This is a genomic window from Mycobacterium sp. NGS66 (assembly GCF_059812225.1).
The window spans coordinates 236,205-260,786 of sequence record NZ_JCALCG010000006.1 but is presented as its reverse complement, the minus strand read 5'-3'; the positions used below and the strand labels follow the sequence as shown (position 1 = coordinate 260,786).

Sequence of the window (24,582 nt, the reverse complement as noted above, 5' to 3'; positions counted from 1 at the left end):
GTCGCCACCATCAGGACTAGTCGCCGATACGCTCGTATTTCGCTTGGAAGTCGAAGCTACCGCTGCACGCGTTGCCTGGCGGAACTTCGCTGTGTCCTTGTCCGGTCAGAAGGATAATCGGATTCGGCGCACCTGCCGGCAGCGGATATTCGGCATTGCCTGTGTTGTGGGTGCGTTGCGTGGGTGAGCAGTCGTAGTCGTGGTCGGTGTTCCACGTCCACTTCCCGTCGGCGAAAATCATCACATCCGCGCTGTTTGCGTCGTGGAAGTAGCTCAGGCAGCGATCGCCCGTGCGCAGACAATGCGTCTTGACGTTAGTCTCGCTGACGGTCGGAGCGCGCCTGCCCGGCCAGGTGAATGTCCGGCGGTAATGCCCGCGAAAACCTTCGGCGGGCGTTACGACCCGTCGGGCTTGGCTTCCCGGGTCGGGCACACTGCCGACATCGACGTCTCCGGTTCGGGTGAACGTTACGGTTCGTGTGGCGCCGCAGTCGTGCTGATTGGCAGCGGTGTATTGGCCCGACAGAGTGCCGTCAGGATTTGGCTGTAACGTGATCACTTCCCAGATATCGACGAAGTTGCCCTGTTTACAACTCTTGAGAAATCCGGGCGACAGAGAATTTGGTACTCCGTTTGCGACCCCCACCGAGAGCCAGTTCCCGCCTACGTCGTCGAACACCAGCGTCTTTTGGATCACCGACGGTGCGGAAGTGAGAGCCACCGCCACACAGCCGTTCGATCCGCACGCTGAACGAACGTTGAAGGTACTGCTTGCCGTGCTGCTGTCGAGAGCTTTTCCGAAAAGGGTGTTCTCCGAGCCGAAGTCGACGCGGTATACACCGGTGAAGGGTCCGCTATTGGGTAATGCGGTGCCGGATGGGCTGGGGGCGACCGAGTTGCGGCCATCGCCGCGGCCAATCACTGCTACGGCGACGACGACCACGGCTGCGGCTACCACCACTAGTGCGGCCGCTATTGCGATGCCGCGACCTTTGCGGTTTTTAACCGGGCCAGTCGGGGGAGGGACATCCGGAGCGGGTTGGAACAGCTTGGGGGCGGTGGCCGGGGTGATCTCCGTGGTTGCATCTCGCGAGAGCGAATCGCCCATGGCCGGTTGCAACGGGGCAACGGGCGGGGACGGCGGAGACGGCCGTATGTCCACAGGGTCGAGGCGGGTGGTATCACGGCTCGCGGGCTGCGGAGGTCTAGGTGGCAGCACAGTGGGGGGTCTGGGCGGCAGCACGAGGCGAGGCCGGGGTATCGGGTCGGTGATCGCCTCCCGCGCGGCTTTGGCCAGTTCCCGGGTGGTCGAGTAGCGCTGCTCGGGGTTCTTGGCCATCCCCTTCGCAATGACGGAATCCACGTCGTCGGGAAGTTCATGACGCAGTACCGACGGGCGCGGCGGCGGTTTCGAGAGGTGCGCGGCGATCTGTTGTTCGAGGCTGTTGGAGGGGAACGGTTGGCTGCCGGTCAAACACTCGTGGAGCACGCAGGTCAGCGCGTAGATGTCGGCCTGCGGCTCGACCTGACCGTCGGTCAGCCGTTCCGGTGCCAGGTAGGCCCAGGTGCCGATCACCTTGCCGGTGTCGGTGAGTCCGGAGGTGTTCGCGACGGTGCGGGCAATGCCGAAATCGATTAGATACGCGAAGTCATCCTCGGCGACCAGAATGTTCGACGGCTTCACGTCGCGGTGCACCAACCCGGCTCGGTGTGCGGCGTGCAGCGCCGACGCGACCTGCTCGATGATGGCGACGGCGCGCAGCGGCTCCAGCGGCCCGTCGGCCAGGATCGCTTGCAAGTCATGGCCGTCGATAAGCCGCATGGTCACGTACAGGCGGCCGTCGATCTCACCGAAGTCATAGATGGGGACGACGTGGGGCTCGTCCAGGGTGGCCGCCGCGCGTGCCTCGCGGCGAAAGCGCTCCTGGAAGGTCTCGTCGTCGGCGAGGTTGGCGGGCAACACTTTCAGCGCCACCACCCGGCCGATGGTGGTGTCGTAGGCGCGCCAGACTTCGCCCATACCGCCACGGCCCAGCAACTCGACGAGTCGGTATCGGCCGAACGGCATCCCGTCCACTGTGACCCTCCCGAGCAAATGCATCGTTAGATCAGACGATTACCATAACCGGCTCACCGCATTCGAGGTGCAAATCCGGTACGCGGAATTCTCGAGCTCACGACGACGCGTGCCCCGGGGGCGGCCGGTTCGGCCAAAACAGCGATCCTCGGGACTTTGAAGTCATGCCGCCGGCGGCGGGCTCGTCCATCACTGAATAGTGCGCCCTGTTTGAATAATGCCCTAACGTGTCCATGCAGCTCGTATACTTTGGCAAACCCCGCCTTGGGGGCTATTGACCGAGGAGGCGTGCGCGAAAATGTTCGACAGCTACTCGCGTCCCGATGAGGCAGCCGTAAGGTCACCAGCCAACGAGCTCCGGTGCGCTCGCGCTCCGTGGTACCGGCGCCCTGGCATTCTCATTACGCCTGCGCTTGCAGCGGTAACGGCTGCGGTCGGCGTTATCGTGTCGGCGCCGGGCGAGCCAGGCATGGCTCTTGGCGGCACAACGGGGACGAGCGCCACGTGGTCGACGAGCTTTTCGCTCGTTTCGACCGACGAGTGGACACCGGATCCGACGGCACCCCCGGCGCCGGAAGCCCCACCACCGGCGGCACCTCCCGCAGCGGCACCCCCCGCGGCACAACCACCGACGGCGGCACCGCCGCCTCCTCCGCCTTCGGAGTTGAGGTTATGGTATGGCGAGGGCCGGCCCAGTGGGATACCCGCCTTCGTGTCGATTACCAATAACGCAGGCAAGCCTCCGGTGGGTTGTGTCTATACGGCTGTTGCGGTCGCGGGTCCCGCCACCACGCTGAACTACACGGACACCGTTAATTTCACCGTGACCGGCTCGGCAGAGACGAGGCTCGATCGTCCTGGACCCCAGACAGGAACGACCTGGCACGTCACCGTGACATGCGACAACGGCCTGTCGACCAGTACGGACCAGGTATATTGAGTGACGTCTTCGCTCCTGTTCGACACCAAAGAGCCTCGACACCAAAGTAGAAGGCGGGCAACCTAATCCCGTTGCAGGATCTGCTTCGGCCCCGCTTGACGACCGACCGGCTCAGTGCAGCAACTGGGCGGCCTGGTTGGCCAGGTCGAGCACCGGCTGCGGGAAAATGCCCAAAACCACTGTGACTGCTGCACATACCGCGATGGCGGCCTTACTCAAGATGCCCGGCGCGTAAACGTACGGTGTGTCGTCGGATCCCTCGGTGAAGAACATCAGCACGATCACCCGCACGTAGAAGTACGCGGCCACCCCACTGGCCACCACACCGACAACCACCAGCGGCACGGCGCCGCCCTCGGCGGCGGCCTTGAACACCGCGAACTTGCTGACGAACCCACTGGTCAGCGGGATGCCGGCGAAGGCAAGCAGGAACATCGACATCATCACGCCCACAATGGGTGAGCGCTGCCCGAGCCCGGCCCAGTGGGACAGGTCGGCGTCCTCGACGCCGTCGGCGTTGCGGATCAGGCCGACGATGGCGAACGCGCCGACGGTGCTGAAGCTGTAGGCGACCAAGTAGAACAACGTCGATGACAGCCCTGCCGGGGTGTCGGCGATCACGCCGGTGAGGATGAAACCGACATGAGCGACCGACGAATAGGCCAGCATCCGCTTGACGTCGGTCTGGTTCACCGCGGTGATGGTGCCCACCGTCATGGTCAGGATCGAAATCGCCCACAGCACCGGTCGCCACTGGTCGTGCAGCGGCGGTAAGGCCACATAGACCACCCGCAGCAGCGCGCCGAACGCGGCGGTCTTGGTGGCCGCGGCCATGAACCCGGTGATCGGGGTGGGCGCGCCCTGGTAGACGTCGGGAATCCAGGAGTGGAAGGGCACCGCGCCGACCTTGAACAGCAGCCCGACCGATAGTAACGCGACCCCCGTCAGCGCCAGTGAGGAATCGCCGTGCGCCGCAAGCGCTTTGCGGATCAGCGGCAGGGTCAGGGTGCCCGTGGCGCCGTACAGCAGTGCCACACCGTAGAGGAAGAAGGCAGACGAGAACGCGCCCAGCAGGAAGTACTTCATGGCGGCTTCCTGCGAGAGCAGGCGGCGGTGGCGGGCCAGCCCGCACATCAGGTACAGGGGTAGCGAGAGAACTTCCAGCGCAACGAACATCGTCAACAGGTCGTTGGACGCGAGGAACACCATCATGCCGCCGACCGACAACATCGCCAATGGGAACAGCTCCGTCTGGGCCGCTCCGGCGCGCTCCGCCTCGCGTTCGGTTTCGCTGCCGGGAACTGCGGATGCCTGCGGAGTGAACGAATCCAGGGCGCCCGAATGCCCCACCGCGACAGCCTCTTTGGTGGCGGCGGTTTGCCCCGCTGCACGGACGTTGCGCTCGGCGATGAAGATGATCGCCAGCACCGCAACGAGCAGGACGGTGCCCTGCAGGAACAAGGTCGGGCGATCAATGGCCACGGCGCCCAACACCGCGGAGCGACCGGACGCCGGCAGCGACCTGGCCACCAGGATGACGTCGACGAACGCCGCGATCAGACCGCCGAGAGCAAGTATGACCTGCGCCAGATAGCGCGCCCGCCGCGGCAGGAACGCTTCCACCAGCACCCCGACCACCGCAACCCCGAAGACGATGAGCATCGGGCACAGCAGAAAATATTCGACGCTGGGGCTGGGCAGAGTCATCGGCGCGGTCCTTCGGCTGGGCGGGGTGCGGCCTGACCCGGCGGCACGCGCGGCGCGGGATCTTGCTGGCCGATGGTGCTCATGGTGTTGGCTACCGCGGGGTTGATGATGTCCAGTACCGGTTTGGGGTAGACCCCGAGCACCAGCAGCAGCGCGATAAGCGGTGCCACGACCACCATTTCGCGACCCACCAGATCACGGATCCGTTCGTTGCCGTTGGCCACCGGCCCGGTCATCATCCGCTGATACAGCCACAGCATGTAGATGGCCGACAGCACCAGCGCGGTGACGCCGAAGGCAGCCGCCAGCCAGTAGCGGTTGAAAGTGCCCAGCAGCACCAGGAATTCGCTGATGAACGGGGCAAGGCCGGGCAGCGACAAGGTTGCCATGGCGGAAACCAGGAAGGTGCCGGCCAGAAGCGGGGCCACCTTCTGTACCCCGCCGTAATCGGAGATGGTCCGGCTGCCGTGCCGGGCTATCAGGAAGCCCGCGATCAAGAACACCGCCGCGGTGGACAGGCCGTGGTTGAGCATGTACAGCGTCGAGCCGCTTTGTCCCTGGGTCGTCATCACGAAGATGCCGGCGATGATGAAGCCGAAGTGTGAGATCGAGGTGTAGGCGATCAGCCGCATCATGTCGGTTTGGCCGATCGCGACGACTGCGCCGTAGATCACTCCGATGATCGCCAGCGCGACGATCAGGGGACGGAAATATGTTGAGGCGTCTGGGAATAGCTGCAGACAGTAGCGCAGCATGCCGAACGTGCCGACCTTGTCCATCACCGCCATCATCAGCACCGCGGTGGCCGGTGTGGACTCGACCGCGGCGTCGGGTAGCCAGCGGTGAAGTGGCCACAGCGGGGCCTTGATGGCGAACGCGAACATGAAGCCCAGGAACAGTGCCTTGATCACCGCGGGGTCCGCGCGGTAGTAGCCCATCCGGAACCCGGTGACGATCTGTCGGAAGTCGAAGGTGCCGACGTGCTGCGCGGTCACCACATACAGTCCGATCACCGCCGCCAGCATGATCAAGCCGCCGAACAGGTTGTACAGCAAGAACTTCACCGCGGCGCGCGACCGCCCGGCGCCTTGGCCGAAGCCGCCGATCAGGAAATACATCGGGACCAGCATGGCCTCGAAGAACACGTAGAACAGCAGCACGTCCAGCGCCACGACGGAGATCAGCACCATCGACTCGATGGCCAGCGTCAGGGCGACATAGGCGTGCACCCCGCGGGGGCGCTCGCCGTCTCCGTCGTGCCAGCCGGCCACCAGCAGCAGCGGGACCAGCACCGCGGTCAGGATCACCAGCACCACCGCGATGCCATCCACGCCGAGCGTGTAGCCGGCACCGAATGCCGGTATCCACCTATGGCTTTCGACGAACTGGTACGGGGCGCCGTCGGTGGTGTCGAAGCCGATCGTGATGACGATGGCCACCGCGAGGGTCAGACCACTGACGAACAGGCCGGTCCAGTTGGCGAACTGCCGCAATGCCGGGGGCAGCAGGATGATCAGCACGGAACCGGCCAGCGGCACCAGCCAGAGCACGCTCAGCCACGGGATGTTGCCGCTCACCACAGCTGCACCGCCAGCAGGAGAGCGACCACCAGGGCCGCGCCGGCCAGCATCGACAACGCGTAGTTGCGCGCGAAGCCGGTTTGCATGCGCCGCAGCCGGTTCGAGGTCCGGCTCACCAGCGCCGCCAGCGCGTTGACCGAGCCGTCCACACCCGCGTTGTCGACCGCGACCAGCCCGTTGGTCAGCTGCCCACCAGGGCGCATGAACACCTCCTCGTTGAACGCATCGCCGTACAGGTCGGCGCGTGCGGCGGTGGTCAGCACGGAGACTTGGACCGGGGCCACCCGGGGGATTTCCACCTTGCCGCCGTACATCCGGTAGGCCACCACGATTCCGATGGCGACGACGGCCAGGGCGAGCCCGGTGATGACCAGCCGCGGAACGGCATGAGGCACCTCTTCATGTACACCGACGACCGGTTCGAGCCAGTGCTGCAAACTGCCGCCGGCCATGAACAGCCCGCCGGAGAACACCGAGCCGACGGCCAGCAGGATCATCGGCCAGGTCATGAGACCGGGTGCCTCATGCGGGTGTAGTCCTGGGGCCCAACGCTTTTCGCCGAAGAAGGTCATGAGCATCACGCGCGTCATATAGAACGCGGTGATGCCCGCGCCCAGCAGTGCCGCCCCACCCAGCACGTAGCCGTGGGTGTCGCCGGCGCCCAGGGCGGCCTCGATGATGGCGTCCTTGGACCAGAAGCCGGCGAACGGGGGCACCCCGATGATCGCCAGATAGCCCAGCCCGAACGTGGCGAAGGTGACGGGCAACGCCGCGCGCAGGCCACCGTAACGGCGCATGTCCTGTTCTTCGTGCATGGCGTGGATCACCGCCCCGGACCCGAGGAACAGGCCGGCCTTGAAGAACCCGTGGGTGAGCAGGTGCATGATCGCGAACGCGTAGCCGGCCGGGCCCAGACCGGCAGCCAGCACCATGTAGCCGATCTGGCTGATCGTCGACGCCGCCAGCGCGCGTTTGATGTCGTCCTTGGCGCACCCGATGATGGCACCGAACAGCAAGGTCACGGCGCCGACGGTGACAACCGCCAATTGCGCGTCCGGCGACAGGTTGTAGAGCGGGTTGGACCGCACGATCAGGTAGACACCGGCGGTCACCATGGTTGCGGCGTGGATCAAGGCCGACACCGGGGTGGGGCCCTCCATCGCGTCACCCAGCCAGGCTTGCAGCGGCACCTGCGCGGACTTGGCGCACGCGCCCAGCAGCAACAGCAGCCCCATCGCGGTCAGCGCGCCGTGCGAGGCTCCGTGGGCGGCGGCGAACACCCCCGCGTAGGACAGGGTGCCGAAGGTGCTGAACATCAGGAACATGCCCAGCGCGAGACCGGCGTCCCCGACCCGGTTCATCACGAACGCCTTCTTGGCCGCGGTGGCAGCCGATGGCTTGTGATACCAGAACCCGATCAGCAGATAGGACGCCAGGCCGACGCCCTCCCAGCCGACGTAGAGCAGCACGTAGTTGTCGGCGACGACCAGCAGCAGCATCGAGGCCAGAAACAGGTTGAGGTAGCCGAAAAACCTTCGCCGGTCCGGGTCCTCGGCCATGTAGGCGACCGAATAGATGTGGATCAACGAGCCGACGCCGGTGATCAACAGCACGAAACACATTGACAACTGGTCGATCTGCAGCGCGAAGTCGACCTGCAGCTGACCGACCGGAATCCAGCTGAACACCGTCTGGTGGATGGCGCGGTCCGCCACGTCGCGCCCGAGCATGCCGGCGAGCAGGGTGGCGCCGACCCCGAACGCCGACAGGGCGGCGGCGCAACCCAGCCAATGCCCCCAGGCATCGGTGCGTCTGCCGCCGAACAGCAAGATCGCAGCACCTGCCAGCGGCAACGCCACCAGCAGCCAGGTGTAATGAGTCATGTTGGCGTTTTTAGCCTTTGAGTAGGTTCGCGTCGTCGACGGACGCCGATTTGCGGGCACGGAAAATCGTCATGATGATCGCCAGGCCGACGACGACCTCACAGGCGGCGACCACCATGGTGAAGAACGCGATCATCTGGCCGTCCAGGTGCCCGTGCATCCGGGCGAAGGTGACGAACGCCAAATTGACGGCATTGAGCATCAGCTCGACGCACATGAACATCACGATGGCGTTGCGCCGCAACAGCACACCGGCGGCGCCGATGGTGAATAACAGCGCCGAAAGGTAAAGGTAGTTGGCCGGGTTCATGACGCACCGCCCTGGACGGGTTGCGGTTCTTGTTCGGCGGCGGTGTCTGCTTGAGCCTGCGGCGTCGCCTCCACTTCCAGGCCGTCGGCGCCGCGGGTGCGCAGAATCTTGGAGACCGACAATCCCGAGTACGAGCCGTCGGGCAGCAGGGCGGCCACGTCGACCGCGTTGCGACGCGCGTAGACACCGGGATTGGGGAGCGGGGTGGGCCGCCCGCCGGGACGGAACCGCTCCTGGGCGAGTTCGCGCTGGGTCTTGCGGCGCTCGAAGCGTTCCCGGTGGGCCAGCACCATCGCTCCGACGGCGGCGGCGATCAGCAGGGCGCTGGTCAGCTCGAATGCCCACAGGTAACGCGAAAAGATCAGCAACGCAAGCCCTTCGACGTTGCCATAGGCGTTCGCGGTCGTCATCCCGACGAAGCCCCCGGTGGCCACGTTGCCGATGGCGGCGACCAGTAGGATCCCGAACCCGACCCCGGTCAGCACCCCGGCCACCCGCTGCCCGCGCAGCGTTTCCTTCAGCGACTCCGCCGAATCCACGCCGATCAGCATGAGCACGAACAAAAACAGCATCATGACCGCGCCGGTGTAGACCACCACCTGGACGACGCCCAGGAACAGGGCGTCCTGGATCATGTAGAACACCGCCAACACGATCATCGTCATCGCCAAGAACATCGCCGAGTAGACGGCGTTGACCGACAGCACCACGCCGACCGCGCCGATCAGCGCCACCGCGCCGAGCACCCAGAACGCCACCGCCTCACCGGTGGAGGTGCGGACGATGGTGTCGGTGGCAAGTGTGACGATCACTGGTCTTCTCCGGCTTCGGATCCGGCCTGTAGTCCGGCGCTCTGCGGCTGGCGCAGACCCTGCGCGGTCACGTTGCCCAGGTAGTAGTCCTTGTCGGTGGCGCCGGGCGCTCGCGGATGCGGGGGCGGGGTCATCCCCGGTTGCAGCGGGGCCAGGAGCCGGTCTTTTTCGTAGATCAGGTCGGCGCGGTTGTCGTCGGCCATCTCGTAGTCATTGGTCATGGTCAGCGCCCGGGTGGGGCAGGCTTCGATGCACAGGCCGCAGCCGATGCAGCGCAAATAGTTGATCTGGTAGACCCGCCCATAGCGTTCACCGGGGGAAAACCGTTGCTCTTCGGTGTTATCCGCGCCTTCGACGTAGATCGCGTCGGCCGGGCATGCCCAGGCGCACAATTCGCAGCCGATGCATTTCTCCAAACCGTCGGGGTAGCGGTTGAGCTGGTGACGGCCGTGGTAACGGGGCGCGACCGGGCCCGGCTTCTCCGGATACTCCTCGGTGACGGTCTTTTTGAACATCGATCCGAACGTCACGCCGAAGCCTGCAACGGCGTCCAGGAATTTAGGCACCTATGGTCTCCTTGCTCGCTTGCTGCGCCGGCAGCGGCGGCGTCGGGAATGGCGCTGCGGCGCTGATCCTTTCGGCCCTTTCTCGGTGCTGCTTGGCCAGCGCCCTGGCCCGGGCGCGTGGGCTGGTTACCCCGAACGGGCGGCGCAGCGAGAACACCAGCGCGGCCGCGACGACGACGCTGCTGATCACCAGCAGCAGGGTCCAATGCGGGTAGCCCTGATTGCGCAAGGTGCGGATGACCGCGGCGATCATCACCCAGACCAGCGAGACCGGGATCAGCAGCTTCCAGCCCAGCGCCATGAACTGGTCGTAGCGCAGCCGGGGCAGGGTGGCCCGCAGCCAGAAGTAGATGAACATGAAGGTCCATACCTTGGCGACGAACCAGATCAACGGCCACCAGCCGGAGTTGGCTCCGGCCCACATGTTCAGCGGCCAGGGGGCGTGCCAGCCGCCGAGGAACATGGTCGCGGCCAGCGCCGACACCGTGGTCATGTTGACGTATTCGGCGAGCATGAACATGGCGAACTTCAACGAGGAGTACTCGGTGTGGAAGCCCGCCACCAACTCGCCCTCGGCTTCGGGCAAATCGAAAGGTGCTCGGTTGGTTTCGCCCACCATCGAGATCAGGTACACCACGAACGACGGCAGCAGCAGGAAGACGTACCAGACCCCGGATTGCGCGGCCACGATCTTCGAGGTGGACATGCTGCCCGCGAAAAGGAACACCGTCGCGAACGACAGCCCCATCGCGACCTCATAGGAGATGACCTGTGCGGTGGAACGTACCCCGCCCAACAGCGGATAGGTGGAACCCGACGCCCAGCCGCCCAGCACGATGCCGTACACGCCGATCGCTGACAGCCCCAGGATGAACAGCACCGCCACCGGCAGATCGGTCAGCTGCAACGGGGTGCGGTAGCCGAACACCGACACCTCCGGGCCGAACGGGATGAAGGCGAACGCGGTGAACGCGGGAATCACCGAAATGACCGGCGCCGCAAAATAAACGAACTTGTCGATGCCACCGGGAGTGATGCTTTCCTTGAGCGCCAGCTTGATGCCGTCGGCCAGGCTCTGCAACGCACCTTTGGGACCGACCCGGTTGGGGCCGGGCCGCAACTGCATGCGGCCCAGCAACTTACGCTCGGCCAGAATCGCTACCAGCACCGTCAGCATCAAAAAGGCGAAGATGGCTACCGCCTTGCCCAGCACCAGCCACCAGGGGTCGTGTCCAAAAGCGTTCAGGTTCATGAGCTCACCCCGATTTTCACGATGCTGCCCAGCGTCACGCCCAATTGCCGGTGCATTGCCGAGCCCGGTGAGTTCAGCGGCAGCCACACCACCCGGTCGGGCATATCGGTGATGGCCAGCGGCAGCGTGATCGAGCCGTGCGGCGTGCTGACCGTGACCTCGTCGCCGTCGCCGGCGCCGATCTCGGCGGCGGTGTCGGGGGACAACCGCGCTACCGCCGCTCGTGCGGTACCGGCCAGATATGGCTCGCCATCCTGCAGCCGGCCGGCGTCGAGCAGTTGCCGCCACCCGGTCAACACCGCCTCTCCGGATCCGGGCTGGGGTGGTTCCGGAGCGGTGACCTGTGGGGTCGCGGCGTAGCTGCCGTCCCAGTTGCCGAGCGCGGACAATTCCTGGTGAGCCGTGTCGAAGGTGGAGAAGCCCAGGTAGACGCCCAGTTCGTCGGCCAGCGCGTCAAGCACCCGGTGGTCGGACTGGGCGGCTTGTTGGGTGGTACCCCGCAGGGCGGGCGCGAAGCCGCGGTAGCGGCCCTCCCAGTTGACGAAGGTGCCGGCCTTCTGCGATGTGGAGGCGACCGGGAATACGACGTCGGCGCGTTCGGTGACGGCACCGTGGCGCAGCTCCAGGCTGACCACGAAGCCGGCCGCGTCCAGCGCGGCCAACACCGCGTCGGGGTCGGCGAAGTCGTCCGGCTCGACGCCGCCGACCAGTAACGCGCCCAGGCTTCCGTCGCGCACAGCGGCCAGGATGCCGTCGGCGTCCCGCCCTGCCGCGGAAGGCAATTCGGAGACATGCCACGCGGCGCTGACCTGAGCGCGCGCCGCCTCGTCGGCCACGGGGCGGCCGCCGGGCAGCAGCGTCGGCAGCGCGCCGGCCTCCAGCGCGCCCCGCTCGCCGGCGCGCCGCGGTACCCAGGCCAGCCGAGCACCGGTGGTGTCCGCTAGCCGGGCGGCGGCAGACAATCCGCCCGGCACCGTGGCCAGGCGCTCGCCAACCAGGATGACCGCGCCGGGCTTGGCCAGCAGGTCACCCGTTTCGCCGGTGGCCAGTGAGTCCAGCGTCGCCGGCTCGGCGCCGGGAGCGGTCATGAGCAGCCGCCCGTTCATCTTCGTCAGCGAGCGGGTCGCAAACGGCGCGACCGCGTACACCGGCATCTTGTGTTTGCGGGCCGCCTTGCGCAGCCGCAGGAACACGATCGGCGATTCCTCTTCGGGCTCGAAGCCGACCAGCAGCACCACCGGCGCCGATTCCAGGTCGCTGTAGCTGACTGTGACCGGCCGGCCGGCGATGCGGGCCGCCAAAAAGTCGGCTTCCTCCGCCGAGTGCGGCCGGGCGCGGAAATCAATATCGTTGGTGCCCAATACGATTCGGGCGAACTTGGCGTACGCGTAGGCGTCCTCCCAGGTCGCCCGCCCACCGACCAGCACACCGCTGCGGCCGCGCGCGGCCGCAAGTCCTTGAGCCGCAACGGCCATGGCGTGCGCCCACGACGCGGGTTGCAGGGCACCGTCAGCATCCCGGACCAGGGGAGTGGTGATCACGTCGGGCTGGGTCGCGTACGTGAACGCCCACCGGCCCTTGTCGCAGTTCCACTCTTCGTTGACCTCGGGATCGTCACCGGCCAGGCGGCGCAACACCTTGCCGCGACGATGGTCGGTGCGCTGCGCGCAGCCCGACGCGCAGTGCTCGCACACGCTGGGGCTGGACACCAGGTCGAACGGGCGCGCCCGGAACCGGTACGCCGTCCCGGTCAGCGCACCCACCGGGCAGATCTGCACCGTGTTACCCGAGAAGTAGGACTCGAACGGCTCGTTGGCGTAAATGCCGACCTGCTGCAGCGCGCCCCGCTCCTGCATGTCGATGAACGGATCTCCGGCGATCTGCTCGGAGAACCGGGTGCACCGAGCGCACAGGATGCAGCGCTCGCGGTCCAGCAGCACCTGCGAGGAGATGTTGATCGGCTTGGCGAACGTGCGCTTGACGTCGGTGAAGCGAGACTCGGCGCGCCCGTTGGACATTGCCTGGTTCTGCAACGGGCATTCGCCGCCCTTGTCGCACATCGGGCAGTCCAGCGGATGGTTGATCAACAGCAGCTCCATCACGCCGTGCTGCGCCTTGTCGGCGGCCTGCGAGGTCAGCTGCGTGCGCACCACCATGTCGTCGGTGCAAACGGTGGTGCACGACGCCAGCGGTTTGCGCTGGCCCTCAACTTCCACCAGGCACTGCCGGCACGCTCCGACCGGATCAAGCAGTGGATGGTCGCAGAACCTGGGGATCTGGATGCCCATCAGTTCGGCCGCGCGGATCACCAAAGTGCCTTTGGGAACGCTGATTTCGATGTCGTCGATGGTGAGCGTCACCATCTCCGGCGGACGCGCGTCGCCGTCCTTGGGGTCGCCGGTCTCGGTCTTGGCGGCCTGTGTCATGAGCCCTTTCCGTTCGGCGTCAGCATGGAGTCTCGGGGGTCGAACGGGCATCCGCCGCCTTCGACGTGGGCGACGTACTCGTCGCGGAAATACTGGATCGACGACATCACCGGGCTCGCGGCGCCATCCCCCAAGGCGCAGAACGACTTTCCCAAAATGGTGTCGGAGATGTCCGACAGCTTGTCGATGTCCTCGTGGGTGCCCTTGCCGGTTTCCAGCCGCTCGTAGATCTTGTCCAGCCAGAAGGTGCCCTCCCGGCACGGGGTGCATTTACCGCACGACTCATGCTTGTAGAACTCGGTCCAGCGCCGCACCGCACGGACCACACAGGTGGTTTCGTCGAAGATCTCCAGCGCCTTGGTGCCCAGCATCGAGCCGGCCGCCCCGACCCCCTCGTAGTCCAGGGGGACGTCGAGGTGCTCATCGGTGAGCAGCGGCGTCGACGATCCGCCCGGCGTCCAGAACTTGAGCCGATGCCCGGCGCGCACGCCGCCGGCGTAGTCGAGCAGCTCACGCAACGTGATGCCCAGCGGTGCCTCGTACTGGCCGGGACGGGTGACGTGTCCGGACAGCGAATACAGCGTGAAGCCAGGCGATTTCTCGCTGCCCATGGAGCGGAACCAGTCCACGCCGTAGAGAATGATCGGCGGCACGCTGGCGATCGTCTCGACGTTGTTGATCACCGTCGGGCAGCCGTAGAGGCCGGCCACGGCGGGGAAGGGCGGCCGTAGCCGCGGCTGGCCGCGCCGGCCCTCCAGCGAGTCCAGCAGCGCGGTCTCCTCGCCGCAGATGTAGGCACCGGCACCGGCGTGCACCACCAACTCCAGGTCGAAGCCCGAACCGTTGATATCGCGGCCCAGGAAGCCGGCCTGATACGCCTCGGCCACCGCGTTCTGCAGCCGCCGCAGCACCGGCAGCACCTCGCCGCGCACATAGATGAAGGCGTGGTTGGCGCGGATCGCGTAGGACGCGATGATGACGCCTTCGATGAGCACATGCGGTGTGGTCAGCATCAGCGGAATGTCTTTGCACGTACCGGGTTCCGACTCGTCGGCGTTGACCACCAGGTAGTGCGGCTTGGCGGCGGGGCCGGTGTCGCCCTGCGGGATGAACGACCACTTCGTCCCCGTCGAGAACCCCGCGCCGCCGCGCCCGCGCAGCCCGGAGTCCTTCACGGTGCCCAGCACCTCGTCGGGCTCCATCTTCAGGGCCTTCGCCAGGGCCTGATAGCCGTCGTGCCGTTGATAGGTCGCCAGGCTCCACGCCTCGGGGTCGTCCCAGTAGCGGGTGATCACCGGGGTCAGCGGGGTGGCCTGGGAGCTCATGACTGCTCCTGCGACTTGTTCTCGGCCGCGGTCGGTGGCTCCGGTGCCTCCATGCCGTGTTCCCGAGCGACCCGCAGTCCGGCCAGCGTGGCCGCGCCGGCACCGCCCTGGCCTTGATCGGGCCGCGGGTCGGGTAAGCCGGCCAGGATGCGCGAGGTCTCCCGGAAGGCGCACAGCGGGGCGCCGCGGGTGGGCTCCTTGGGCTGTCCGGAGCGCAGCGAGTCGACGAGTTCGCGTGCGGATTCCGGGGTTTGGTTGTCGAAGAATTCCCAGTTGACCATTACCACGGGTGCGTAGTCGCAGGCCGCGTTGCATTCGATGTGCTGCAGGGTGACGGTCCCGTCGTCGGTCGTCTCGTCGTTGCCGATGCCGAGATGTTCCTTGAGGCTCTCGAAGATGGCGTCACCGCCCATCACGGCGCACAGCGTGTTGGTGCACACGCCGACCAGGTAGTTGCCAGTGGGGCCGCGACGGTACATGGTGTAGAAGCTGGCCACCGCCGACACCTCGGCCCCGGTCAGTCCCAGCAGCTCGGAGCAGAACTCCAAGCCGGCAGGTGTCAGGTAGGAGTCCTCGGACTGCACCAGATGCAGTAGCGGCAGCAGCGCCGAGCGCTTTTCGGGGTAGCGGCCCATGATCTCTTTGGCGTCAACCTCCAGCCGGGCCCGCACGTCGGGCGGATAGGACTGCGGGGCACCCTCCACCACAAACTGGTTCGGCTCATCCGGCGGCGGGCCCAACCGGATGAACACCGGCTGACCTTGGGGTCCCGTCATCGGTCCACCCCGCCCATCACCGGGTCGATGCTGGCGACCGCCGTGATCAAGTCCGCCACCATCCCGCCTTCGCACATCGCGGCGACCGCCTGCAGGTTGGTGAACGAGGGATCGCGATAGTGCACCCGGTAGGGGCGGGTCCCGCCGTCGCTGACCATGTGCACGCCGAGCTCGCCTCGTGGTGATTCGACCGCCACGTACACCTGGCCCGGCGGCACCCGAATGCCCTCGGTGACCAGCTTGAAGTGGTGGATCAGCGCCTCCATCGAGCTGCCCATGATCTTGGCGATGTGCTCCGGTGAGTTGCCCATGCCGTCGGGGCCCACCTTCAGGTCGGCCGGCCAGGCGATCTTGCGGTCTTCGACCATGGTCGGACCGGGCCGCAACTTGTCCAGGCACTGCTCGACGATCTTGACCGACTCCCACATCTCCTTGACGCGAATGATGTAGCGCCCGTAGGCATCACATCCCTCGTCGGTGATCACATCGAACTCGTAGTTCTCGTAGCCGCAATAGGGTTCGCTCTTGCGCAGGTCGTGTGGCAACCCGGTGGAGCGCAGAATCGGGCCCGTGACACCCAGGGCCATGCATCCAGCGAGGTCCAGATAGCCGATGTCCTGGGTGCGGGCTTTCCAGATGGCGTTCTCGTTGAGCAGCTCACCCAATTCCTTCAGCGGCTGGCGCAATTGGTTGAGGAATTCAGCGATCTTGTCGACGGCGTCGGGCGGCAGGTCCTGAGCCACCCCGCCCGGACGGATATAGCCGTGATTCATCCGCAGACCGGTGATCAATTCGAAGATGTTGAGGATGTACTCGCGCCCCCGGAAGCCGATGAACATCGCGGTCATCGCGCCCAGTTCCATGCCGCCGGTGGCCAACGCGACCAAATGCGACGAGATCCGGTTGAGCTCCATCATCATCACCCGGATGACGTTGACGCGCTCGGGTATCTCATCGGTGATGCCCAGCAGCTTCTCCACTCCCAGGCAGAACGCCGTCTCGTTGAAAAACGGTGACAGATAATCCATTCGGGTCACGAAGGTCACACCCTGGGTCCAATAGCGGTACTCCAGGTTCTTCTCAATTCCGGTGTGCAGGTAGCCGATTCCGCAGCGGACCTCGGTGACGGTCTCACCCTCGATTTCCAGGATCAGCCGCAGCACCCCATGCGTGGACGGGTGCTGGGGACCCATGTTGACCACAATGCGTTCACCGGGATCGGCGTTGCGGGCGGCTTCGACGATCTCGTTCCAGTCCTGCCCGCCGGCGACCACGACGGTTTCGGTCATCAGTTGTATCCCCTGCGCTCGTCGGGCGGAGGGATCTGTGCGCCCTTGTATTCCACCGGAATTCCGCCTAATGGATAGTCCTTGCGCTGTGGGTGCCCATGCCAGTCATCAGGCATCTCGATGCGGGTCAGCGACGGGTGACCGTCGAAGATGATCCCGAAGAAGTCATAGGTTTCGCGCTCGTGCCAGTCGTTGGTCGGATACACCTCGTACAGCGACGGGATGTGCGGATCATTGTCCGGCGCAGCCACTTCCAGCCGCAGCCGACGGTTGTGGGTGATCGACTGCAGGGGATATACCGCGTGCAGCTCGCGATCGGTTTCGTGCGGGTAATGCACGCCGGACACGCCCAGGCACAGCTCGAAGCGCAACTCCGGCTCGTCACGCAACCGCCGCGCGACTTGCACCAGCCGCTCCCGACGCACGTGCAGGGTCAGCTCGTTGCGGTACACCACGACTTTCTCGATGGCGTCGTCGAATTCGAGGTCGTCGCCCTTGAGCGCCTCGGCCAGCCGGTCGGCGATGTCGTCGAAATAGCCGCCATATGGCCGGGGGCTGCCGCCGGGCAGGGCGACCTCGCGCACCAGCCTCCCGTATCCGGACGTGTCGCCGGTGCCTTGCACCCCGAACATGCCGCGGCGCACGTCGACCACCTCCGCGGTCGATCCGGCGCGGGTGGTCGCCTCCTGCGGGTCCTGCCGTGGTGAGCTCATCGCAGCAACCCGTGCATCTCGATGGTGGGTCGCGCCGCGAGCGCTGCCTGCTCGGCCTCGGCGATGGCCTGTTCGCGGTTGACACCCAACGGCATTTCGGCAATCTTCTCGTGCAGCTTGAGAATCGCGTATAGCAACATCTCCGGGCGAGGTGGGCAGCCGGGCAGGTAGATGTCCACCGGCACAACATGGTCTACGCCCTGCACGATCGCGTAGTTGTTGAACATCCCGCCTGACGAGGCGCACACGCCCATCGACAAGACCCACTTAGGCTCGGCCATCTGGTCATAGATCTGACGCAACACCGGCGCCATCTTCTGGCTCACGCGGCCCGCCACGATCATCAGATCGGCCTGCCGGGGGGTGGCCGAGAACCGCTCCATCCCGAACCGGGCCAAATCGAAACGCGGCCCGGCGGTGGCCATCATCTCGATCGCGCAGCACGCCAACCCGAAGGTCGCCGGCCACAACGAGTTCTTGCGGACATAACCCGCCACCTTCTCCACGGTGGACAGCAAAATCCCACCGGGCAGCTGTTCTTCCAGGCCCACGTCCTACCTCAATCCCACGTCAGGCCGCCGCGGCGCCACACATAGGCATACGCCACGAAAACCGTCAGCATGAACACCACCATCTCGACCAGCGCGAACAACCCCAAAGCGTCGAAACTCACCGCCCAGGGATAAAGGAACACGATCTCGATGTCGAACACGATGAACAACATTGCGGTCAGGTAATACTTCACCGGGAATCGCTGCCCACTGGTCGCCTGCCGGCCACTGACCGCGCTGTCGGCCGGCTCGATCCCGCATTCATAGGCCGCCTGCTTCGAGCGGTTATATCGCGACGGGCCGACCAGGCTGGCGATCGCCACCGAAACCACAGCAAACGCCGTCGCGATCGCACCCAACACCAAGATGGGTATGTAGACGTTCAACTCGCTCCATGATCCGTCGTACGGGCCGCGCGCAGCGGCCGGGCGGGTGACCGGGCTGCTGTGACGGACCAGGTGTTTGAGCCGCCACAGTGACCTTCAACATAGCGTCGCGACCGTCGGCGCACGTGGCCGGGGTCGGGGTTTTAACTACCGGCGGCGACCCCGCCGAGTTCCGATTGTTGCGGGCAGATCGCGCCGGAACGTGGCTACCACGCGTGTAGCCCCATCCGTCTCATCAGCCACGGTTGTCCCCGCGAAGGCAACCATGGATTCTTCAACTCGATATAACTCATGCGATATCGAGTTGTGCCCGGCGACGGACGACCTCAGCGACCTGGCCACCGCAGGGGTCCCTGTGACGAACGGCAGACCGCCAATTTCCGCATTGCTCGTCGGCAGGGGGCCGCCGACCGCAAGCAGACTTACCGCGCCGGAGAGCGCAGTAGCCCGAGCACGGTGCGTCCCAACACAATCGGGTCGATGGGGTGCGGCACTGCGGCCTCGGCGCGCGACCACGTCGCCAGCCAGGCATCGTCGGGCCGGCCGGTGAGCACCACGATCGGCGGACACGTCTCGAGTTCGTCTTTGAGCTGTTTGGCGATCCCCATGCCGCCGGCCGGACTGGCCTCGCCGTCGAGAATGACCAGGTCGATACCGCCTTGGTCCATAGTGCGGATCACCATCGGGCCGGTCGCGACCTCGACGTAGCTCAACTCCGGCAGGTCCGGGTGTAGCTGTTTGCCCAGCGCCTGGATCACGCGTTCACGGGTTTGGGCGTTGTTGCTGTAGACGAGGATCCGCAGCGTGTCGGTGGAGGCGGGCACGGTGCAGATGGTACTGGGACGACGCGCGGCCAACTGGGGCGCCCGCCGACTGGCCTATTGGGGCGCGCGAACGAAGAAGACGTCCCCTCGCACGGTCGCCTCCGCACCGATCATGCCGCGCTTGTCCCAGTCGACCCCGAACTGAAACCGATCGATCTTGGTTTCCCCGACGATCCGGATCTCGCCGTCCAGTTCGGTGATCGTGAGCGGCAGCGGCACCTGGGCGGTGACGCCCTTGATGGTGAAGTTGGCCCGGGCATCGGCGCTCTTGCCGGTGGTCGGTTGCAGGCCGGTGACGACGACGCTGATCTCGGGAAAGCGCTCGGCGTCGAAGAAGTCGGCGGAGAGCAGGTGCCGGTCGCGGCGGCCGATGCCGGTACTCAGGGACGCGACGCGGATGTCGATGCGACCGAAGACCGCTCCCTTGGCGGTCAATTGCCCGTCGCCGCTGAACTCGGTGAACCGGCCTTTGACCGGCAGCAGTCCCCACATGTTCTTGATCTTGAAAGCGATGGTCGATTTGTCCGGATCCAGGTTCCAGACGCCGGCCGCGTCGGGATCGTTCAGCAGTGTTTCCAGCGTCGTCATGCTCACCTCACCGCTCGCGTCGAAGCTCGATCGCCACCATCCTCGCGCTTGAGCAGCGGGGCGATCCCCACCGGGTCGAAATACTCGTCGATACGGCTGATGCGGCCGGTTGCGTTCAACTTGATCACAATGCATACCCGCAACGCGATCGACTCACCGGCATGACCCGTGGCGTGCAGGATGTGCTGCTGGACGAAGCCCCGCGTGGATCCGTCGTCGAACACCTGACGGTCGAGGATTTGGTAGCGGCGCCGCGCGGTGGCATCGATAAACCAGCGCAGTACCTTCAACGCCCGTTCTTTGTCGTTGTCTCGAGACGCACCAACCCGCCACACCGCCACGTCGTCGTCCAGTATCTGGTGCAGAGCCGGCACGTCGGATTGTTCGATCGCGGCGAACAACCGATCGGCCACCGCGGCGATGGTGTCGGGTTGGGCTGACATGGCAAAAATTTTCCCAAATTTTCGACCCGACCGGGAATATGTGGCGATTGCCAGAGGTTTCCTATCGCGAAAACAACAGATACCCATCGAGAAGGAGGTGGTAACGATGCTGAGGTTTGATCCACTCTTCCGTGACCTGGACCGGCTCACCCAGCAGCTGTGGGGCAACACGGTCGGTACCGCCGCGCGTCCGGCAGTAATGCCGATGGATGTCTGGCGCGAAGGCGAAAAGTACGTCGTGGAGCTCGATCTGCCGGGTATTCAGCCTGATTCGATCGATGTCACCGTCGAGCACGACGCGCTGACGGTTCGCGCCGAGCGCCCATACGCAGGCGACGAGGGTCACGACTGGGTGACCGCAGAACGCCCGCACGGCGTGTTCAGTCGGCAGCTGTTCCTCGGCGACCAGCTCGACACCGAGAACATCGCCGCCGACTACACCGACGGCGTGTTGCGGCTGACGGTGCCGGTGGCCGAACAGGCCAAGCCGCGCAAGATCGCCATCCAGGCCGGGAACGGTCAGCAAGCGATCAGCGCCTAACCGGTAGCGCCGGCTCATGTTGGCGGGCCGTCCGCGCAAGTCGGCGCGGACGGCCGATTCACTGCGGGAGGTTGGGGAGGCGATCCGTTGTCGTCGGCCGGTACGCCCGACGAAGGCGCCGGCCGACGCTCTCGCTTTGCCTGGTGGTTTGTAACATTCCCCTGATGTGGGCACTCTAGAAAAGTGACCGCGGCCCCTCCTGTTTGGCTTGAATCGCTTCGACCATGGCGACATCCGACGCAACAACCGAGGTAACCGAGCGGTGACCGACATCGACAGCCAGCGGGACAGCCGCGATCAGATCAGCGCCTTGGTCGCCGCGCACGGCGCGTTCACCCAGGCGGCCGTGCACGCCTCACAGCTGATGCGGGCTAATGGCAGAAGCGAATACGCGGCGCACCTCGACTTTCACCGCGCCGAGCTCAACGTCGCCATCGGCGAGCTTGGGCTGTGGGCCGAAAGTTTCGGTGACCGGGCCCGAGTCGACGTCGGCCCGGCGATACATCCGCTATCGACGGGCCGGCCGGATGTGCCGTCCAATGGCCATCGCATCGGGGCGGATTTGTTCACCTCGCGCGAGAACCTGAAACGCAGACGTGCCGCCCTCCTGGGTGAGGTGGGCAAAGCGCGACGTGTGCTCAGCGCCGCCGGGCTACCGGCCGAAGAAATCTGCGCCTACCGTCGCATGGTGCGGCTATGGACCGGCGAGGCAATAGATTTGGTGACCGGAGTTCATCGATTGACATTGGCTGACCAATACATTCGCCGCTTGAGCAGGTTGCCCGCCATCCCGCGACTGTCTCCGGAGGTCCGCGAGGAAGGTGCCCACCTCGTGCGACAGTGGATGGAAGACCTTGAGCAGGCGGACCGGGAAGGCGAATTGGCGTTGGCAGAAACTTGCGGCTACGCTGCCTTCGTCCAGTCATACCGCGTTAACGCGTTACCGCACAGTCGATTTGACCGTAATTAGCGTTGTTCTGGATGGTCGTAGCCGGGGTGGGCCACCGCCAACCGAAGCCTTACCAGCTCACGAAGACACGACCGGACAGCGTCTTCGCGGCCGTCCAGATGACCGGCTCGAATGGCGGCGGCCAGTTTTGATTCGTCGGCGACGCCCAACCCGCCCAGTGCCTCCCGCACTGATGTGTCGTCGGGGTCCTGTAGTTCGCGTTCGACGATGCGAAGCGCGTTGGCGGCCACCCGGGCGTGGAAGTTGACCTGCCCGGTAGTCGCTTCCCGCACACCGGTTTCCAGAAACTCTGCGACTGCCGCGACCAGTTCGGCTGCGGTGGGACGGCCATACCGGCTAGGCTTCGGGTCCGGTCGCGGCCGGGCCGTCAACCGATCGGCATCGTCGCCGGGTCCGTTGCCGTCATCCAGCAGATCGAGCAAGTCCCACTCGGTCTCACATACCCGACGGCCGATGGTAGCCAACTCCACCGATCGGACCTGTCCGCTCAGATGCCGCTCGGCCTGGAAACGGCAGATGACGCCCCAGCGCAGCGTGGCCAGGGCCAGCCACCAGCGAAACGCCGCGCGATCGACGGTGGCGCCGCCGGCCTGTTCGTAGGCGCGAAGGAAGCTCTCGATACTGCCCAGTCCCCCGGCGCCATGGCTGGCCGGAGCGCCGAACCGCCACGCCCTTATGCAGAACCAGGCCAGGTCTTCGTATGCCTCGCCGAGGTGGACCAGCTCCCAATCCAGCACGGCGGCCAGCCGGGATCCGTCCACGATCAGATTGCCCATCCGAAAGTCACCGTGCACCAGCACCACCTCCGACGGCGGCGGCTCATGCGCAGCCAGCCAGCGAAACCCGAACTCGAAGGTGGCCGTCGTATCGCCCATCGCGTCGAGCCGCTCACGCCATTGCCCCAGCTGACCTTCGCGGGTCAGGCCCAGATCCTGTGCGTCGGCCCGGTGAATGGCGGCCAGCGCCTGCGCGCATTGCCGGAGCAGGCTCGCGCGGTCCTGATCGTCGAGCCGGCGCTGGATGCGACGGACTATCGTCTCGCCCTTGATCTCGTCGCAGATGAGAAACGGATTACCCAGTGCAACAGTCGAATTGGAGGCGATCAGGATATGTGGGACGGGTGTCCCGGCCGCCGCGGCCGCGGCCTGGGCACGAGCCTCGAGTTCCATGCTGGCGTGCAGGTCGTCGGGCGGCCCGGTGCGCAGGATCAGCGACTGGCATGTCTCGGCGGTGACGGCGTCGAACGCCCAGGTGGTTCGGCTGGCGCCGCCGGTCAGCCGGCGCAAGTTCTGGATAGCCGGAGACGCGCCGAGCACCGGCGCCAACACCGTGGGCAGTGCGGCAGCCAGCTGCTCGGCTGAACTCACTTAGACTCCCGGCCGAACTTGAACAGCCGCTGGGCCACCCGGCGAATCTGGATTTCCTCTGCGCCCTCGGTGATCCGGTAGCGGCGATGGTGGCGATAGATGTGCTCGAACGGCTCATGGCGGCTATACCCCAGACCGCCACAGATCTGCATCGCCCGGTCGGCGGCGTCGCAGACCAGTCGGTTGGCGCGGTAGTTGGCCATCGACACCTTGTCGGAGACCTCCATGTGGTGGTCCCGGTCCAGGTGCCAGGCCGCGAAATAGACCAACAACCGCACCATCTGGGCCTCGGTCTGCAGTTCGGCCAGCGGCCATTGCACAGCCTGGTTCACCGCCAGCGGCTTGCCGAAAACCCGGCGGTTTCCGGCGTATTCGGCGGCGCGGTCGATACAGTATTGTGCCGCGCCCAGACTGCTGGCCGCCTGCCGAATCCGGTTCTCGTGCAGGAAAGTCTGGGCGACCTCCAGGCCGCGGTCCACCTCACCGAGCACCGCGTCGGCGGGCACCCGGACATCGGTCAATTCGACCTCGCCGTGATCGGTGGGCATGTTGAACGTCCACCAGTAGAACGGGACCGTGAACCCGGGCGCGTCGGTAGGCACCAGGAACGCGGTGATGCCCCGGGCCTGGCCCGGTTCACCGGAGGTGCGGGCGAAGATCAAGTCGTGCGTCGCGCGGTGCACGCCGGTGTTGAATCGCTTGGCGCCATTGATCACCCAGTTTTCGCCGTCGCGTTCGGCGCGCGTTTCCAGCCATGTCGCGTCGGAACCATGCAGTGGCTCGGTCAGGCCGAACGCCATCGACCGCTTCCCGGTGATCAGCGACTCGGACCACTCGCGGCGCTGAGCCTCGGTGCCGAACCGCTCCATCATGATGACCTGGGGGAAGTTCCCGACGATCGACGATTCGTTCTGTAGGTCGTTGTGCAGTCCAAGACCCTTGTGCGCGAGGTGTTCCCGAATCACCGCCATGTCCACATTGGTGCCGTCGCGGCCGCCCAGCGCGGCCGGCAACCCGTAGCGCAGCCAACCGGCCGCATCTGCCCGCCTGCGCATCTCGGCGAGCAAGTCTTCCCACTCCCGCGTCGGTATGCCGTCGTTGTCCACGTCGGTGCGGGCGAATTCGCGACGATGGTCGAAGTACTGCATATGCTCGGCCTGCAGTGGCGCGATCTCCCGTTCGATGAAGGCATCCATTTCGGCAAGCAGCGGTGGAAGGTGTTCTGGGAGTGTGAAATCCATGTTGTGGCCTCTCTG

General features: G+C 65.7%; 22 protein-coding genes and 1 pseudogene. 3 read left to right on the top strand and 20 right to left on the bottom strand.

Annotation, left to right across the window (positions count from 1 at the left end; translation table 11 throughout):
* Positions 1-16: 16 nt before the first annotated feature.
* Positions 17-2,077: a serine/threonine-protein kinase gene (locus AC5Y2L_RS14655; RefSeq protein ID WP_499936174.1), complete on the bottom strand. Its 2,061-nt coding sequence runs from the start codon at positions 2,075-2,077 to the stop codon at positions 17-19.
* Between the two features lie 504 nt (positions 2,078-2,581).
* On the opposite strand from AC5Y2L_RS14655, the gene AC5Y2L_RS14650 reads away from it, so the two are divergent.
* On the top strand, positions 2,582-2,806 hold the full coding sequence (locus tag AC5Y2L_RS14650; RefSeq protein ID WP_499944074.1) for a hypothetical protein: 225 nt from the start codon (positions 2,582-2,584) through the stop codon (positions 2,804-2,806).
* Between the two features lie 322 nt (positions 2,807-3,128).
* Here the strand turns inward: AC5Y2L_RS14650 and nuoN are convergent, their stop codons facing one another.
* From nuoN to AC5Y2L_RS14565, 17 genes and pseudogenes are all read right to left on the bottom strand, one after another.
* Positions 3,129-4,724 (bottom strand): NADH-quinone oxidoreductase subunit NuoN, encoded by a 1,596-nt coding sequence (gene nuoN / locus AC5Y2L_RS14645; protein WP_499935821.1) that lies wholly within the window; start codon positions 4,722-4,724, stop codon positions 3,129-3,131.
* The gene (locus AC5Y2L_RS14640; RefSeq protein ID WP_499935823.1) at positions 4,721-6,301 is read right to left on the bottom strand and encodes an NADH-quinone oxidoreductase subunit M; all 1,581 of its coding nucleotides are present in this window, start codon (positions 6,299-6,301) and stop codon (positions 4,721-4,723) included. Before AC5Y2L_RS14640 ends, nuoN begins: the two co-directional genes overlap by 4 nt.
* Positions 6,298-8,187: an NADH-quinone oxidoreductase subunit L gene (gene nuoL / locus AC5Y2L_RS14635; RefSeq protein WP_499935825.1), complete on the bottom strand. Its 1,890-nt coding sequence runs from the start codon at positions 8,185-8,187 to the stop codon at positions 6,298-6,300. The genes AC5Y2L_RS14640 and nuoL overlap by 4 nt, the downstream gene beginning before the upstream one ends.
* 10 nt (positions 8,188-8,197) lie before the next feature.
* Positions 8,198-8,497, bottom strand: a complete 300-nt coding sequence (gene nuoK, locus AC5Y2L_RS14630) for an NADH-quinone oxidoreductase subunit NuoK (RefSeq protein ID WP_047313174.1) — start codon at positions 8,495-8,497, stop codon at positions 8,198-8,200.
* Positions 8,494-9,309, bottom strand: a complete 816-nt coding sequence (locus AC5Y2L_RS14625; protein ID WP_499936176.1) for an NADH-quinone oxidoreductase subunit J — start codon at positions 9,307-9,309, stop codon at positions 8,494-8,496. Before AC5Y2L_RS14625 ends, nuoK begins: the two co-directional genes overlap by 4 nt.
* A gap of 15 nt (positions 9,310-9,324) precedes the next feature.
* A pseudogene (nuoI, locus tag AC5Y2L_RS14620) lies at positions 9,325-9,869 on the bottom strand (NADH-quinone oxidoreductase subunit NuoI); the annotation flags it as partial.
* On the bottom strand, positions 9,868-11,121 hold the full coding sequence (nuoH, locus tag AC5Y2L_RS14615; RefSeq protein ID WP_499936178.1) for an NADH-quinone oxidoreductase subunit NuoH: 1,254 nt from the start codon (positions 11,119-11,121) through the stop codon (positions 9,868-9,870). The gene nuoH and the pseudogene nuoI, both read right to left, overlap by 2 nt.
* A gap of 2 nt (positions 11,122-11,123) precedes the next feature.
* Positions 11,124-13,553: an NADH-quinone oxidoreductase subunit G gene (locus tag AC5Y2L_RS14610; RefSeq protein ID WP_499935827.1), complete on the bottom strand. Its 2,430-nt coding sequence runs from the start codon at positions 13,551-13,553 to the stop codon at positions 11,124-11,126.
* Entirely contained in the window at positions 13,550-14,878 is a 1,329-nt protein-coding gene (nuoF, locus tag AC5Y2L_RS14605; RefSeq protein ID WP_499935829.1) for an NADH-quinone oxidoreductase subunit NuoF, read from the bottom strand. The genes AC5Y2L_RS14610 and nuoF overlap by 4 nt, the downstream gene beginning before the upstream one ends.
* Positions 14,875-15,654: an NADH-quinone oxidoreductase subunit NuoE gene (nuoE, locus tag AC5Y2L_RS14600; protein ID WP_499935831.1), complete on the bottom strand. Its 780-nt coding sequence runs from the start codon at positions 15,652-15,654 to the stop codon at positions 14,875-14,877. Before nuoE ends, nuoF begins: the two co-directional genes overlap by 4 nt.
* Positions 15,651-16,943: an NADH dehydrogenase (quinone) subunit D gene (gene nuoD, locus AC5Y2L_RS14595; protein WP_499935833.1), complete on the bottom strand. Its 1,293-nt coding sequence runs from the start codon at positions 16,941-16,943 to the stop codon at positions 15,651-15,653. Before nuoD ends, nuoE begins: the two co-directional genes overlap by 4 nt.
* Positions 16,943-17,656, bottom strand: coding sequence for an NADH-quinone oxidoreductase subunit C (locus AC5Y2L_RS14590; RefSeq protein ID WP_499935834.1), 714 nt, complete (start codon positions 17,654-17,656; stop codon positions 16,943-16,945). Before AC5Y2L_RS14590 ends, nuoD begins: the two co-directional genes overlap by 1 nt.
* Positions 17,653-18,207, bottom strand: coding sequence for a NuoB/complex I 20 kDa subunit family protein (locus AC5Y2L_RS14585; protein WP_499935836.1), 555 nt, complete (start codon positions 18,205-18,207; stop codon positions 17,653-17,655). The genes AC5Y2L_RS14590 and AC5Y2L_RS14585 overlap by 4 nt, the downstream gene beginning before the upstream one ends.
* An 8-nt stretch (positions 18,208-18,215) precedes the next feature.
* Positions 18,216-18,593 (bottom strand): NADH-quinone oxidoreductase subunit A, encoded by a 378-nt coding sequence (locus tag AC5Y2L_RS14580; RefSeq protein WP_499935838.1) that lies wholly within the window; start codon positions 18,591-18,593, stop codon positions 18,216-18,218.
* 422 nt (positions 18,594-19,015) lie between these two features.
* The gene (locus AC5Y2L_RS14575; protein ID WP_499935840.1) at positions 19,016-19,417 is read right to left on the bottom strand and encodes an Rv3143 family two-component system response regulator; all 402 of its coding nucleotides are present in this window, start codon (positions 19,415-19,417) and stop codon (positions 19,016-19,018) included.
* Between the two features lie 54 nt (positions 19,418-19,471).
* Entirely contained in the window at positions 19,472-20,005 is a 534-nt protein-coding gene (locus tag AC5Y2L_RS14570; protein ID WP_499935842.1) for a YceI family protein, read from the bottom strand.
* 2 nt (positions 20,006-20,007) lie between these two features.
* Entirely contained in the window at positions 20,008-20,448 is a 441-nt protein-coding gene (locus AC5Y2L_RS14565; protein ID WP_499935844.1) for a nuclear transport factor 2 family protein, read from the bottom strand.
* Positions 20,449-20,545: 97 nt separating this feature from the next.
* Between AC5Y2L_RS14565 and AC5Y2L_RS14560 the strand changes: the two genes are divergently transcribed.
* Together AC5Y2L_RS14560 and AC5Y2L_RS14555 are read left to right on the top strand one after the other, a co-directional pair.
* Entirely contained in the window at positions 20,546-20,989 is a 444-nt protein-coding gene (locus AC5Y2L_RS14560; protein WP_499936180.1) for an Hsp20/alpha crystallin family protein, read from the top strand.
* A 262-nt stretch (positions 20,990-21,251) separates the two neighbouring features.
* Positions 21,252-21,959 (top strand): hypothetical protein, encoded by a 708-nt coding sequence (locus AC5Y2L_RS14555; protein WP_499935846.1) that lies wholly within the window; start codon positions 21,252-21,254, stop codon positions 21,957-21,959.
* Here AC5Y2L_RS14555 and AC5Y2L_RS14550 read toward each other — a convergent pair.
* Both AC5Y2L_RS14550 and AC5Y2L_RS14545 read right to left on the bottom strand, forming a co-directional pair.
* On the bottom strand, positions 21,956-23,326 hold the full coding sequence (locus tag AC5Y2L_RS14550) for a phosphotransferase family protein (RefSeq protein ID WP_499935848.1): 1,371 nt from the start codon (positions 23,324-23,326) through the stop codon (positions 21,956-21,958). The genes AC5Y2L_RS14555 and AC5Y2L_RS14550 overlap by 4 nt on opposite strands.
* Positions 23,323-24,567 (bottom strand): acyl-CoA dehydrogenase family protein, encoded by a 1,245-nt coding sequence (locus tag AC5Y2L_RS14545; protein ID WP_499935850.1) that lies wholly within the window; start codon positions 24,565-24,567, stop codon positions 23,323-23,325. The genes AC5Y2L_RS14550 and AC5Y2L_RS14545 overlap by 4 nt, the downstream gene beginning before the upstream one ends.
* Positions 24,568-24,582 lie beyond the last annotated feature (15 nt).